This is a genomic window from Psychrosphaera sp. (assembly GCF_982872775.1).
This window is the reverse complement of record NZ_CEYNSH010000001.1, coordinates 84,218-96,633: the sequence shown is the minus strand read 5'-3', so window position 1 is coordinate 96,633 and position 12,416 is coordinate 84,218. Positions and strand designations below refer to the sequence as shown.

The 12,416-nt window shown below is 40.6% G+C and carries 16 protein-coding genes; 8 read left to right on the top strand and 8 right to left on the bottom strand.

Going from position 1 to position 12,416, the window contains the following annotated elements:
* The 5 genes from AC4E96_RS00470 to rpmB all read right to left on the bottom strand — a co-directional run.
* Positions 1 to 668 (bottom strand): aldehyde dehydrogenase family protein (locus AC4E96_RS00470; RefSeq protein ID WP_490254568.1); only part of this gene is annotated, 668 nt, incomplete at its 3' end.
* Positions 669 to 732: 64 nt separating this feature from the next.
* Positions 733 to 1,542: a bifunctional DNA-formamidopyrimidine glycosylase/DNA-(apurinic or apyrimidinic site) lyase gene (mutM, locus tag AC4E96_RS00465; protein ID WP_488032014.1), complete on the bottom strand. Its 810-nt coding sequence runs from the start codon at positions 1,540 to 1,542 to the stop codon at positions 733 to 735.
* A gap of 99 nt (positions 1,543 to 1,641) precedes the next feature.
* Positions 1,642 to 2,133, bottom strand: a complete 492-nt coding sequence (locus AC4E96_RS00460) for a hypothetical protein (RefSeq protein WP_490254567.1) — start codon at positions 2,131 to 2,133, stop codon at positions 1,642 to 1,644.
* A 187-nt stretch (positions 2,134 to 2,320) separates the two neighbouring features.
* Positions 2,321 to 2,476 (bottom strand): 50S ribosomal protein L33, encoded by a 156-nt coding sequence (gene rpmG, locus AC4E96_RS00455; protein ID WP_208830114.1) that lies wholly within the window; start codon positions 2,474 to 2,476, stop codon positions 2,321 to 2,323.
* 11 nt (positions 2,477 to 2,487) lie between these two features.
* Positions 2,488 to 2,724 carry a 50S ribosomal protein L28 gene (gene rpmB, locus AC4E96_RS00450; RefSeq protein ID WP_488032016.1) on the bottom strand — a complete coding sequence of 79 codons (237 nt, stop codon included), beginning with the start codon at positions 2,722 to 2,724 and terminating at the stop codon, positions 2,488 to 2,490.
* Between the two features lie 392 nt (positions 2,725 to 3,116).
* On the opposite strand from rpmB, the gene AC4E96_RS00445 reads away from it, so the two are divergent.
* Complete coding sequence (locus AC4E96_RS00445; protein WP_490254566.1) at positions 3,117 to 4,142, top strand: CDP-glycerol glycerophosphotransferase family protein; 1,026 nt, start codon at positions 3,117 to 3,119, stop codon at positions 4,140 to 4,142.
* Here the strand turns inward: AC4E96_RS00445 and AC4E96_RS00440 are convergent.
* Complete coding sequence (locus AC4E96_RS00440; protein WP_490254565.1) at positions 4,118 to 5,194, bottom strand: CDP-glycerol glycerophosphotransferase family protein; 1,077 nt, start codon at positions 5,192 to 5,194, stop codon at positions 4,118 to 4,120. The genes AC4E96_RS00445 and AC4E96_RS00440 overlap by 25 nt on opposite strands.
* A 182-nt stretch (positions 5,195 to 5,376) precedes the next feature.
* Here AC4E96_RS00440 and AC4E96_RS00435 point away from each other — a divergent pair, with 182 nt between their 5' ends.
* Together AC4E96_RS00435 and AC4E96_RS00430 are read left to right on the top strand one after the other, a co-directional pair.
* Positions 5,377 to 6,471, top strand: coding sequence for a glycosyltransferase (locus AC4E96_RS00435; protein ID WP_490254564.1), 1,095 nt, complete (start codon positions 5,377 to 5,379; stop codon positions 6,469 to 6,471).
* A 28-nt stretch (positions 6,472 to 6,499) separates the two neighbouring features.
* A complete protein-coding gene (locus AC4E96_RS00430; protein WP_490254563.1) occupies positions 6,500 to 7,267 on the top strand; it encodes a glycosyltransferase family 25 protein in 768 nt (255 codons plus the stop codon).
* 16 nt (positions 7,268 to 7,283) lie between these two features.
* Here the strand turns inward: AC4E96_RS00430 and radC are convergent, their stop codons facing one another.
* Positions 7,284 to 7,958: a RadC family protein gene (radC, locus tag AC4E96_RS00425; RefSeq protein ID WP_490254562.1), complete on the bottom strand. Its 675-nt coding sequence runs from the start codon at positions 7,956 to 7,958 to the stop codon at positions 7,284 to 7,286.
* Between the two features lie 130 nt (positions 7,959 to 8,088).
* On the opposite strand from radC, the gene coaBC reads away from it, so the two are divergent.
* From coaBC to AC4E96_RS00400, 5 genes are read left to right on the top strand one after another with little or no spacing between them, the layout of a single operon-like run.
* Entirely contained in the window at positions 8,089 to 9,297 is a 1,209-nt protein-coding gene (gene coaBC, locus AC4E96_RS00420; protein WP_488032022.1) for a bifunctional phosphopantothenoylcysteine decarboxylase/phosphopantothenate--cysteine ligase CoaBC, read from the top strand.
* A 26-nt stretch (positions 9,298 to 9,323) separates the two neighbouring features.
* Entirely contained in the window at positions 9,324 to 9,908 is a 585-nt protein-coding gene (gene slmA / locus AC4E96_RS00415; RefSeq protein ID WP_488032023.1) for a nucleoid occlusion factor SlmA, read from the top strand.
* 34 nt (positions 9,909 to 9,942) lie between these two features.
* The gene (locus AC4E96_RS00410) at positions 9,943 to 10,689 is read left to right on the top strand and encodes a hypothetical protein (protein WP_488032024.1); all 747 of its coding nucleotides are present in this window, start codon (positions 9,943 to 9,945) and stop codon (positions 10,687 to 10,689) included.
* 26 nt (positions 10,690 to 10,715) lie between these two features.
* Positions 10,716 to 11,648, top strand: a complete 933-nt coding sequence (locus AC4E96_RS00405) for an alpha/beta hydrolase (RefSeq protein WP_490254561.1) — start codon at positions 10,716 to 10,718, stop codon at positions 11,646 to 11,648.
* A gap of 11 nt (positions 11,649 to 11,659) precedes the next feature.
* Complete coding sequence (locus AC4E96_RS00400) at positions 11,660 to 12,016, top strand: hypothetical protein (protein WP_488032026.1); 357 nt, start codon at positions 11,660 to 11,662, stop codon at positions 12,014 to 12,016.
* A 51-nt stretch (positions 12,017 to 12,067) separates the two neighbouring features.
* Here AC4E96_RS00400 and AC4E96_RS00395 read toward each other — a convergent pair whose 3' ends face one another.
* Positions 12,068 to 12,406 carry a hypothetical protein gene (locus tag AC4E96_RS00395; RefSeq protein ID WP_488032027.1) on the bottom strand — a complete coding sequence of 113 codons (339 nt, stop codon included), beginning with the start codon at positions 12,404 to 12,406 and terminating at the stop codon, positions 12,068 to 12,070.
* Between the last annotated feature and the right edge of the window lie 10 nt (positions 12,407 to 12,416).

Below are 12,416 nucleotides of genomic sequence, written 5' to 3'. Positions count from 1 at the left end.
TTTATATCAACTTTATCATCCACGATACACGGGCTTTTACCACCAAGCTCTAAGGTTACTGGCGTTAAATGTTCTGCAGCAGCCTTCATGATTATTTTGCCTACATTCTCACTCCCTGTGTACATGATGTAGTCAAAGCGTTGTTTTAACAGAGCAGTAGTTTCTTCGACACCACCTTCATAAACTGCAAACGCGTCATTATCCATGTATTTAGGAATTAAAGTTGCCAATAAATTAGATGTCGCCATCGCAAGTTCAGATGGTTTAAGCACTACACAGTTGCCCGCACCTATTGCGGCGACCATAGGGCTTAAAACCAATTGCAGTGGATAATTCCACGCTCCCATTATCAACACGGTGCCGTAAGGCTCTGGTACTAATTTACTCGAACCCGGTTGAGCTAATAATGGCGTAGAAACTTTGCGAGGCGCACTCCACTTCTTTAAGTTTTTGATAAATAATTTGATGTCTTTGAGTACGTAGTGATATTCGGCAACATAAGACTCAAATTGACACTTGTTTAGATCCGTTTTTAAGGCGTCATAGATGGCGTTTTCATTTTCCAATAACATACGTTGTAATGCTAAGAGCTGAGATTTACGCCAAGAAAGAGGTTTCGTCTTGCCGCCGTAAAAAGTGTTGTTCAGCTTTTCAAGAAATTCCATCATGAGTGTTTTCTGCCTTTAAATAAGAAATTATGAGCCGGATGATTTATTAATGTTAGTAACGCGACTAAGTTTGACATTGTTTACAGTAAACCGTCGTACGTTGCCCTATTTTTGCTTCTTGTAGAATACTATTACACTTCACACAAGGTTTACCACCTTGACCATACACCAACAGCTCCTGAGCAAAATAGCCCGGATTACCGTCGCTTTGAGTAAAATCTTTGAGCGTCGTGCCACCTTGTTTAATAGCGTGAGCTAAGGTTTCTTTTATGTATTTTGTTAATGCAACATATCGCTGCTTTGATACTTTGCCAGCCGCTCTTTTAGGGTGAATACCGGCTTTAAATAGACTTTCGTTAGCATAAATATTACCAACACCAACCACCACGTGATTGTCCATTATGAAGTTTTTAACTGCGACTTGCTTATTGCGCGAAGCTTCATATAAATGCTCGTCATGAAATGCCTCAGTCAGCGGCTCTGGTCCCAAGTGTCCTAGTAATTCGTGCTCTTCACCTTTTGCTTGCCACAAACATGCACCAAAGCGCCTAGCGTCATTAAACCGAAGGATCAGACCATTCGAGAATTCGATATCAATATGGTCGTGTTTAATTACGGGAACTTGTTTATCTATAACTCGTAACTTACCCGACATGCCCAAATGTAAAATGATGGCTCCTGCTTCAGTATGTAATAACAAATACTTAGCACGACGCTCAACGCGTTGAACTTCGAGCCCTACAGCTTTATCCACATCTTCTGGTACTGGCCAGCGCAAATTAGGGTTGCGTACCACAATTTTGGTTATGACTTGGTTTTCAATATGAGGTGAGATGCCTAATCGGCTTACTTCAACTTCAGGTAACTCTGGCATTTTTAAACTCTTTTGAATTCTATATTTTGGGCTCTGTACTAACTTTTATATGGATCTCAGTAGTAGTCTCTTCTGTCTTAGACCCTGAAAAGACAACATTTACAAAAGCTGATGCGGTATCAATACGTGTAGTTGTGCGTAATCGTGCACAAACCAAGTGTCGTTTTGATGATCTTTGATATAAACACTTTTCTCTGAATCATCGATGAAAAACTCGTAAACCGCGCCTTCTTCTTGTCCCGCAATCCACACCACCACGGGCATAGATTTAACTGTGTCCATCAACATTGGAGAATTAGATAAGGTTTGTAGTGGGCGCTGTTTCCACTCAGCGATTAATTGTTCAGGTTGCTCTACTTGAACAGTAGGGAATTTAGAAAGGACTCGCCAATTTGCGCCTAGTCGCTGAATTTCGATGCCATTAAAGTCAATGGCTTGGATTAACTGCTCTTGAGCAACAAGCGGCTTGGCAACTTGATCCTCATCGTTGGTCATGAGCATGTTGTTTGTATAGTTAAATAACAGAATCATAAACATACATGAAAAGATCAGAACGTTGTTCCAACCTTTTTGGGACAGTTTAATAGCCATAGTGATTTCTCATGTTAATGTTTAAGCTTTGCTAATACCTTGTCTCAAATAATACCCATGATTAACAAGTTATACCAACTTCATTAAATATTATGAAAAGGTAAATGACGAAATTTAAAAACAAAAAACCCAGCACAAGGCTGGGTTTTTATAACTTTTGCAAAAGTTTCAATAGAATCAATAAAGCTTACTTAATTTTAGCTTCTTTGAAGATCACGTGCTTACGGATCTTTGGATCAAATTTTTTGATTTCCATCTTTTCAGGCATGTTCTTTTTATTTTTTTCAGTTGTATAAAAATAACCAGTACCAGCCGTTGAAACTAAACGAATTTTATCACGCATGATTTAGTTCCTTAGATTTTTTGACCAGCTGCACGCATATCTGCAAGCACTGTATCAATACCTTTTTTATCGATGATACGCATACCTTTAGTAGATAAACGTAATTTAACGAAACGCTTCTCGCTTTCAACCCAAAAACGGTGAGTTTGTAGGTTAGGCAAGAAACGACGTCGTGTAGCATTGCGAGCGTGTGAACGGTTGTTACCAACTGTTGGACGCTTGCCAGTTACTTGGCACACTTTTGACATGTCAATTTACTCCAAAACTTAAATTCTGACGCCAATCTAATTAACCCTTACGGCTAATTATTTGCCCGGGCATTTGAAAGGGCGCAATTTATACAGAATTTGGCACAAAAGATCAACATAATTCGTGTTTTGAACACGAAAAACTCTCAATTGGTCTATTGATAATCAAAAACTGAAAGACAAAACGTCAGGTCGACTAATTTAGTGGCGCGTATTTTACTTTTTTTTGGCCTTTAGTACAAAAGAAACTGCATAAAAAGTCCAAGTTATTTTTTGTTCATTTAAACTCAATGAAATACAACGCAATAAGCGGATGACGTCGATGCGGGTAATTTGTTACATTTGTGTTAACGTAAGACCATACGACAGCAAACCTGCTACGCGACAAGCCAATGAAATATCTATTTTTAATCAGCCAAAACTACTCTTTTGAGATACTGAGACCAATTCAGCAAGAAGCAATTGCAAGAGGCGCTCAGATTTTGTGGTTTGTCTATCGCAATACCGTCGACACAACTCGGTTTGCAGAAAATGAAGTATTTACGACAGATGTTAGAGAAGCGATTCGGTTTGCACCCGATGCCTGTTTTGCGCCCGGCAACATTGCCCCTAACTTTGTGCCTGGACTCAAAGTACAGGTTTTTCATGGCTTAGAACGAAAAAAGAAAGGTCACTTTAGAATAAGAGACTGCTTTGATCTTTATTGCACGCAAGGATCGATCTTCACCCAGCGCTTTGAAGAATTAAGTAAAAAACATGGAAACTTCGATGTAGTTGAGACCGGATGGCCCAAACTAGATAATCTGTTTAGCAGTGCCCCGCTTCAGGTTGAAACAAAAGGTCGCCCTTGTATTTTATATGCCCCAACCTTTTCTCCATCGCTAACAAGCGTTGAATCTTTATATGATCAAATAAAAGATCTTCGAGAAAAAGAGTGGCATTGGCTTGTGAAGTTTCATCCTAAAATGGCACCAGAGTGGGTGGAAAAATTCAGGTCATTACAAAATGATCATTTTCAGTTAATTGAATCCGGTGATTTAGCACCAGTACTACAACGAGCGGATGTGATGATTTCAGATACGTCTTCAATCATTACTGAGTTTATGTTGTTAAATAAACCCGTTGTGACGTTCAAAAACTTGGCGCCAGAACCAAGCCTAATCAATATTGAGTCGGAAACTGAGTTAGAACAAGCCATTCAAACCGCGCTTTCACCTACTGAAGAATTAAAAGCAGAAATTAGTAAACAGAACGCAAAGACTCACCCCTACACAGATGGTAAGTCTGCAAGTCGAGTTTTAGATGCTACTGAACGTACTTTAAAGGAAGGAAAAAAGTCTAAGCCTTTACCACTGAATTTGCTGCGTACTTTAAAGATGAGACGAAGTCTCAATTATTGGCAGTTTTTTACCAAGTAATCGGCAATGCGAACTGAGCATTGACCATCGACCTTGCCTGCTAACTCTTCAATTAACGCTTCGTATTCGTGGCTATGAGAAAAGTCCTCGGACGCGGCGTAGTCCACAGCTTCACTTAAAGCAGAGTAACTCTTTGTTCTAAGAGCGACCTTTTCAAAAAAACCAATATCTGAGTCCAAACGCTTTTTAAATCGAAAACGAAACACCCCGCGATAACTCCAACGCAACTGATAAAAGTCACACCAAATCGTCGGCTTGCCCAATGCCGCAAATTCAAAAATAGCCGAGGAAGCATCCGAGAGCATGACATCGGCCATTGCCATAAAAGGTACTAAGCTAACGTCTTCAATACTGGCAACGTATACGTTTTTGGATTTTTTCCAGCGGTTTAAAATAGCTCGTTGTTTACGATATTTTTCTTTTGTTTGTGAGAAAAAATGAGGCTTTACCAAGATATTAAAGTCGGCAAAATCATTTGGAAATGATTTGGCAAATTTTTCTAATGAGCTTGGGTAAAAGGTCGGGGCATACAATAAAGTTTTTTTCGTAGGGTCTAAACCCAACTTTTCTATAGTTAGTGACTGAGGCTCACGATTGACGATTGGGTCTAATTTAGCGTATCCCGTATCAACAAAATTTCCATTGGGATAAAGCTTATTCAGACGTTTTAGCCTATGTTGGCCTTCAATAAATCTAACGGTAGTTGGGTTTTTAGAAACGTCGTAGTAACAGCTTTTCGGACCAATACCGTGTTGCATCAAGGCTGTTTTACTATATTGATGAATCACTTCAAGGTCGCTCACCGCATTACCAAACACGATCCAATTTGCTTTTCGAGTTTGATAGATTTGTTTAGCTTCGTCCCAGCCTTTCACCCAAGATGCATCTATTTGTAATTGCTCGATCACTTTTTCTGCAACCGAATTTAATGATTTGTCCGCTTGTTCATAAAAAAGAAATGAAACTTGAATACCCTTATTACCGAGCTGAGCCGCCACGGGTAAATACTGCGGTAAATAATAAAGGTGCAAAACATCAAATATTACGGTCATAAATCTTTCTGGTTGCTATGAAAAAGTGAAAGCGGTTATTTTTTTGATACTAACATAATTACTATTTTGCTGACTAATTTCAGTAAAAGACACTAATAATGAACAAAGAAATGGTAATTAATAGCAATTTTAGTGACAATTAACGGTCCTGTGGCAATACAAAAAGAGTCCTAAACAGCAACATGACTTCGAAAAGAATAGCGATTTACATTGACAGTTTAAGTGGCGGTGGTGCAGAGCGTGTGATGTTAAGTCTCTCACTACAAATGCAAAAAGAAGGTCATGACGTTCATTTTTTCTTGCTCGAAGAAGTTATTGATTACGCGTTGCCAGAGGACACTCACGTTCACGTCGTTGACCAACCCTATAAAAGAACCAAAGCCACCAGCGTGCTTCACATAAATAATACAGCCAGAGCGATGACGGCATTGGTAGAGGAAAATGAACGTCGTTTGGGTCGCTTTGATTTACATTTAGCTAACTTGGACAGTACAAATCAGGTTTTGCATCACTGTAATTTTAGCAATACCTATTACGTTATTCACAATTCTATAAAACAAGAACTCAAACGCGCTGCCAAACTCAATCCATTTCGGTATTGGCGCACAAAACGCGAAAAGAAAGTCTTAAAAGGCAAAAATCTCATTGCTGTTTCTCAAGGTGTTGCCGAAGAGGCTAAGCAACTTACGTGGCTTAATCCTAAAAGCGTCACGACAATCTATAATCCATGTGATCTCAATGACATCAAAAAGATGGCCGACGAGAGCAATCCAGCCATCCCAAGCGAACCATACTTATTGCACATTGGCCGTGTGGTCAGACAAAAGCGGCACGATGTTTTGTTTAAAGCGATCAAACAAGTACCAAATATAAAGCTTGTGTTATTATGCAAAAATATCAAAAAGGTTAGGAAACTTGCACGCCAATATGGCGTCGAAGACCGCATTATCACTCCCGCCTTTCAACACAATCCATACAATTGGATGAAGCAAGCGTCACTAATGGTGTTCAGCTCTGAATTTGAAGGATTAGGGATGGTGTTAATCGAGTCACTAATATGTGGTACACCTATTGTCAGTACCGACTGTGACTTTGGCCCGAGTGAAATAATGACCGGCCCGATGGCCGACTATTTAGTCCCTGTAAATGACCCGGACGCACTGGCAAATGCAATTGTGAAAGCCTTAAATAACAAAATCGATGTTACAGACGCACCGATAATTGATAAAGTGGATTTACCTAAAGTGACCCAACAATATTTAAGTTTGATGGCGTAACTTAGCGTTAGATGGTGAAGAGGAAAGAATGAATAAAAACACAATCCCAGTTTATATTATCAATATGAAAGATAGTAAAACTCGGATGCAACGGGTACGCGAACAGCTCGAAGAATTAGCGATTCCATATACTCGCATCGATGCAGTGGTGGGACGCGAGCTAACAGAGGCTGAAATCAACGCCTGTTATGACCCTATCTTAAATAAACAACTTCATCATCGAAATCTAACGGTTGGTGAGATTGGTTGTTATCTAAGCCATCGCAAAGTATTTACCATGATGGTAGAGCAAGGCATTGAAAAGTCGTTGATTCTGGAAGATGACATTGTAATTAAACAGCACCTACAAGAGTGTATTGATATTGCACAGCAATCGTCGGGCTGGGATGTAATTAAAATTGCAGACGATGAAGATGTTACACCAGCCGCTAGTAAAGAATTATCAGAGCAAGTTAACTTAATCAGCTATAACCGAGTTCCGAATCGTACAATGGGCTATTTTATTAGCTTAGAAGCGGCCAAAAAAATGTTGAGCCGCGACCGTTTTTATCGCCCGGTTGATGTTGATTTTCAGTTTTATCGAGATTTTGATATTACGATTTGCGGACTAACGCCAAATGCTATTGAAGTCTGCCCTCAACTAGGCGTTGATGAAAACAGTGATATTGCTAAACAAAATCGCGGAGCGCACAGCAACCACTCGACATTTCTTCGCAACCTTAAATATCGCTGGGCTTTAAAACAGCGAAGAAAGAGCGTTTCCTACGACATTCAACAATTCCAAATCGAAAAATAAAAGCGCTAAATGAGGGTTATATAAGCCCTCGTTCAGCAAAGCTGACCACGTCAGTCCTTCCTACTATAAAATGATCTAAGGTTCTGACATCAATTAACGCTAACGCGTCTTTTAACCTCTCTGTTAACACAATGTCTGAACGACTAGGTTCACTCACACCACTTGGATGATTGTGAGCAAATATCACCGCAGCCGCTCGGTTCTTAATCACCGAGTCAACAACGACACGAGGATAAACAGCAGCGCTATCAATTGTTCCCTTAAAAAGGGTTTCACTTTTTATTACCCGATGCTGATTGTCTAAATGAACCAATACGAATTGCTCATACGCCTCATCTCGCAATAGACGGTGCAAGTAGGTTTTTACTGCATTAGGTGAGTCCAGCGTCGTCTCCCGGTGCATCTGCTCACTAAAATAACGCTTAGATAACTCGAGTGTTGCCTGAAATTGCACGTACTTGGCCTGGCCCATTCCTTTGACTTGCTGCAATTGTTCCAAATCAGCCGAAAACAAAGATTGTAAAGAGCCAAAATGAGTGATTAATTGCTGGGCCAACGCCACCGCGTTGATACCTTTTATACCTGTACGTAAAAAAATCGCGATTAATTCGGCGTCCGATAAACTATCTGCACCTTTTAATAAAAGCTTTTCTCTGGGCCTTTCTGATTCGTGCCATTTAGCTATCGACATGTTAAATCCTTGAGTTGGAATTCACTTTTTTATGGTGAAATCAGTTTAAAACCGATAAAGTACGACTTTAGAAACGAAAGCTAAAATATAGTCTTCATTTATCTGACGATAAATTAAAAGTGTCCTAATTATGTCAAAACTAAACCTTAAACGTATTTTGCTGATCGTAAGTGGTGGAATTGCTGCTTACAAAATGCCTGAATATATTCGTCGTATAAAAGAGCAAGGTGCAGAGGTAAAAGTCGTTTTGACCAAAGGTGGTAAAGCCTTCATTACACCGCTTACCCTTCAAGCGGTCAGTGGCGAACCCGTCGCCGAAGATCTATTAGACCCAAATGCTGAAGCCGCAATGGGCCATATCGAATTTGCCAAGTGGGCAGATTTAGTTATTGTCGCACCAGCCTCTGCTGATATGCTCGCATCAATGAATGCCGGTTTAGCCAACAATTTAGCTACCACCTTATTACTTGCGACGCCTGCTCCGGTTGTCGTTTGTCCAGCAATGAATCAACAAATGTATGCGCACCCGGCAACTCAGGCGAATTTGCAGTCACTAGCTGCTCGCGGCGTTCATGTTTGGGGGCCCGCTCATGGCGAACAAGCCTGTGGTGATGTGGGCGCAGGGCGAATGTTAGAACCAGCGGAGTTAGTTCAACGCACCTTACAAATGAATCATGCTCAAGAAAAGTCTTGGGCAGGCAAAACACTGACGATTACAGCAGGTCCAACCCGTGAGTCTATTGATCCTGTTCGTTATATTTCAAATCACTCAAGCGGTAAAATGGGTTTTGCTATTGCTGAGGCAGCTGCCGCACTCGGCGCAAAGGTTAATTTAATAGCTGGCCCCGTGTCTTTGCCTACCCCTAAAAACGTATTGCGATTTGATGTTTCTAGTGCGATTGAAATGCATGACGCATCATTAGAGTTAGCAACACAATCGGATGTTTTTGTCGCTTGCGCAGCGGTTGCCGATTATCGTCCTAGCAATATTGCTGATCAAAAAATCAAAAAAAATAATGATGAAATGACCGTTACCATGGTCAAAAACCCAGATATCGTCGCGGATGTAGCCGCCCTGTCTCAACAACGCCCATTTGTTGTCGGATTTGCCGCTGAAACCCAAGATGTCGAAAAATATGCGATGGGTAAGCTCAACAAAAAGAATTTGGATATGATCTGCGCTAATGACGTATCCGTATCAGGTCAGGGGTTCAATTCTGACAACAATGCACTAAAAGTCTATTGGAAAAGTGGAAGTAAGGACTTACCATTGAGTTCTAAACAACAGCTTTCATTTGAGCTTTTGGCTGTCATTCATGATCAATTTACAAACGCTTAAAAATAACAATAACGCCGAGGGGAAGTATGCCTGCTGCAAAAAAAGGTAATCGTAAAGAGCAAATTCTGCAATGTCTTGCTGAAATGTTAGAGAGTCATGCGGGACAGAGAATTACAACCGCCAAGTTAGCGGAAAAAGTAGGTGTATCAGAAGCGGCTCTGTACCGTCACTTCCCGAGCAAAGCGAGAATGTATGAAGGGCTTATCGAATTTATCGAGCAAACGCTACTGACTCGTATCAATGTGATTTTGGACAAAGACAAAACCACTGAAGGTCGCGTTTACAACATCATGAAGTTGATTTTGAGTTTTGCCGAAATGAATCGCGGTATTACCGCTATCCTTACAGGTGATGCACTTCTTGGTGAACACGACCGTTTGCGCGAACGTGTTGCATTGTTGTTTGAAAAGTTAGAGACTCAATTCAAGCAAGTTCTTAGAGAAAGAAAGTTGCGAGAAGGGAAAAGTTTTCCAATTGAAGATGCTGCGTTGGCAAATTTATTGCTAGCTTACACTGAGGGAAAAATGAACCAATTTGTTCGCTCAGGGTTTACTCGAAGTCCAATGGAAGGCTTTGAGTCTCAATGGCAAGGTCTTAAGTTATTCTGGTAGGAAACCAAGCTTAAGCAAACAATAATAATTAATAATGCTTATAGCTCAGTTCCTACTAAAATCGTCGGCTTATTTAATTGTCATTTTATTGGCAGGTCTTTGGCTCAAACCGCACGCTGCGTTTGAGCACCTGCCAGTCGAATCGACACCTTGGCAAATTCCGTCATCCCAGCCTGACGCTATCCTACACACCCCGAATATCGAAAGACTCGAGTCTGGTCAATATCGGCTCAACTACTCGATTAATCTTGAAGGTGTGACACCACGAGCATTGCATTGGTTTATTCAAAATCAAGCTAATCACTTTGCCTATATCGATGAAAAAAAGATTCAATGGTTTCAGTTGAGTCACCCTCATGAGCACAATAAGCTTTTAATCATAGATTCTCCCGATGCTCAATCAGATCAACTGCACGCCGGTACTGTCTTTGAAGTCCAAGAGCAAATATCCGAACAGAACTGGCGAATGAGAATGCGAGTTCGTTCTTTTGGCGAGCAGGGCATGGACTTTGACGTTATACACTCAGGATATAAAGTCGGTGAGTTGAGCTATGTTTTTTATCCAACGCCGAATGGCACACAAATAGATTTTAGTGGAACCTTAGGTTTAGATATTCCTGTTTTGGGCGATATTAGTAACTTTTACCTTTTTAAAAAGGTCATGCCAGAAGACTTGCTTGATGTCTGGGTTTTGCATAATCTAGAGACATATCAACACATGGAGAAGTTGATTCCGATATTGTATCGTCAACGAGACAATAAACAGTTTTCACTTAGTTAGCTAAAAACTAGAACATGGAGTCCTTAATGAAGCTGTATAACGTGATGTTCGCTGTATTTTTAAGTGTGTGCTTTATCAGCCAAGCCACCGCGCGTAACTTACCAGAACCAAGCTCTGGCAGTGTCCAACGTATCTCTGACTTTTATTCCAAACACGTCCCAACCCGCAACATAGATATCTGGTTACCAGAGGGCTACTCTGACCAAACCAAGTATGACGTTTTGTATATGCACGATGGCCAGATGCTGTTTGACGCTTCCAATACTTGGAATAATCAAGAGTGGAACGTCGATGAAGTCGCAACAAAACTCATGAGTAAAGAATCCATCAAGCCATTTATTGTTGTTGGCATATGGAATTCTGGTGAAACTCGTTATCCTGAATATTTTCCACAAAAGGTCTACGATAATTTACCTTGGCTCGATAAAGTCGAAGTCAAAAGCAAACTTGTTGCCCAGTCGAAAAGCATTGCGCCTATTGGGGATTTTTTCTTTGCCGATGCTTATATCCAATTCTTAGCCGACGAGTTAATCCCTTTCATCGAGATGAACTTTTCGGTCAACAAAGGCCAAGCACACCGTTATTTGGCCGGCTCAAGTATGGGCGGTCTGATATCTTGGTATGCTTTGATGGAACGCCCAGATTTATTTGCCGGCGCCGCTTGTTTGTCGACGCATTGGCCAGGCATGTATGATGTGAACAATCCAATTCCAGCTGGGTTTGAAGCCTACTTCAAAGAAAACTTGTCGCGATTACAGAATCACAAGCTATATTTTGATCTTGGCGACCAAACTTTAGACGCACTATATCCACCGCTACAAAAACGCATAGATGCAATTTTGCAACAACAGTATAATGAGGTGTATTGGCAAAGTGAGTTTTTCCCTGGCCACAGCCATGATGAAGTCTCTTGGGCAAGTCGACTCCACTTACCCTTATCATTTTTATTACAAAAGTAGCGTTAATCACTATGCAAACCAAATATCGCAGTAGCCGTCACAAAGAGTACGTTGCAGACAAAAACGGTAACTTATATTACAACCAGTTAAAGTACTTCGAATTTCATTCGTATCCTGGTATCGGACTGCATCAAGTGTGGACGGTTGTGATCATTTTACTGCTGATGTTTCGAATGGATGACTTGTTTCAGCTAAGCTTTTTTTCGGGGCTTGGTGGCGTTTATGTACTTTACTTAGCTGCGATGACTTTATATTTGTTACTCAAGCGAATTTGTCGATACAAAGGTTACTTTTTATACCCGGCCTTTATGATCCGCTTTTTTAAGAAGCGTCGAAAAAGCACAGAATCCAGTGAGAATGTCGCTTAAATTAGCAGCTAAGCCTAACGACTAGGCTTAGTGGTTTACACAGAAGCTCAGTTATTGAGCTTCCACCTTTTCTGCATTTGGAAACAACTCAAAACAGCGCTCTAATACCGCGTCGAATACTTTTTTAGGCACCCACACATCAATCACTCCGTGTTGAGTCGTTATTAATTGCAAACGTCCTGGAGAATAAATTATTTTACTTACGTCACTTTTCTCAATTGGCTTACCAGGTAAATTAAAAATTCGACGAATAGGTACGTCTTTGAAGTAAACAGTGTGACCATCGTCTTTAAATATATGGTCTGGGCCGTTCACGTCGGCTGAACGATTTAAGTACATAAATAAAAACACTATTACCCACAAACTGATAAAAATCGGATAATCAATCATCTTATTGCCT

What these genes read in the sequence shown, in the direction of transcription:
- mutM (WP_488032014.1), bottom strand. Translation starts at nt 1,542, where the DNA reads ATGCCAGAGTTACCTGAAGTTGAAGTAAGCCGATTAGGCATCTCACCT.
- AC4E96_RS00460 (WP_490254567.1), bottom strand. Translation starts at nt 2,133, where the DNA reads ATGGCTATTAAACTGTCCCAAAAAGGTTGGAACAACGTTCTGATCTTT.
- rpmG (WP_208830114.1), bottom strand. Translation starts at nt 2,476, where the DNA reads ATGCGTGATAAAATTCGTTTAGTTTCAACGGCTGGTACTGGTTATTTT.
- rpmB (WP_488032016.1), bottom strand. Translation starts at nt 2,724, where the DNA reads ATGTCAAAAGTGTGCCAAGTAACTGGCAAGCGTCCAACAGTTGGTAAC.
- AC4E96_RS00445 (WP_490254566.1), top strand. Translation starts at nt 3,117, where the DNA reads ATGAAATATCTATTTTTAATCAGCCAAAACTACTCTTTTGAGATACTG.
- AC4E96_RS00440 (WP_490254565.1), bottom strand. Translation starts at nt 5,194, where the DNA reads ATGACCGTAATATTTGATGTTTTGCACCTTTATTATTTACCGCAGTAT.
- AC4E96_RS00435 (WP_490254564.1), top strand. Translation starts at nt 5,377, where the DNA reads ATGACTTCGAAAAGAATAGCGATTTACATTGACAGTTTAAGTGGCGGT.
- AC4E96_RS00430 (WP_490254563.1), top strand. Translation starts at nt 6,500, where the DNA reads ATGAATAAAAACACAATCCCAGTTTATATTATCAATATGAAAGATAGT.
- radC (WP_490254562.1), bottom strand. Translation starts at nt 7,958, where the DNA reads ATGTCGATAGCTAAATGGCACGAATCAGAAAGGCCCAGAGAAAAGCTT.
- coaBC (WP_488032022.1), top strand. Translation starts at nt 8,089, where the DNA reads ATGTCAAAACTAAACCTTAAACGTATTTTGCTGATCGTAAGTGGTGGA.
- slmA (WP_488032023.1), top strand. Translation starts at nt 9,324, where the DNA reads ATGCCTGCTGCAAAAAAAGGTAATCGTAAAGAGCAAATTCTGCAATGT.
- AC4E96_RS00410 (WP_488032024.1), top strand. Translation starts at nt 9,943, where the DNA reads ATGCTTATAGCTCAGTTCCTACTAAAATCGTCGGCTTATTTAATTGTC.
- AC4E96_RS00405 (WP_490254561.1), top strand. Translation starts at nt 10,716, where the DNA reads ATGAAGCTGTATAACGTGATGTTCGCTGTATTTTTAAGTGTGTGCTTT.
- AC4E96_RS00400 (WP_488032026.1), top strand. Translation starts at nt 11,660, where the DNA reads ATGCAAACCAAATATCGCAGTAGCCGTCACAAAGAGTACGTTGCAGAC.
- AC4E96_RS00395 (WP_488032027.1), bottom strand. Translation starts at nt 12,406, where the DNA reads ATGATTGATTATCCGATTTTTATCAGTTTGTGGGTAATAGTGTTTTTA.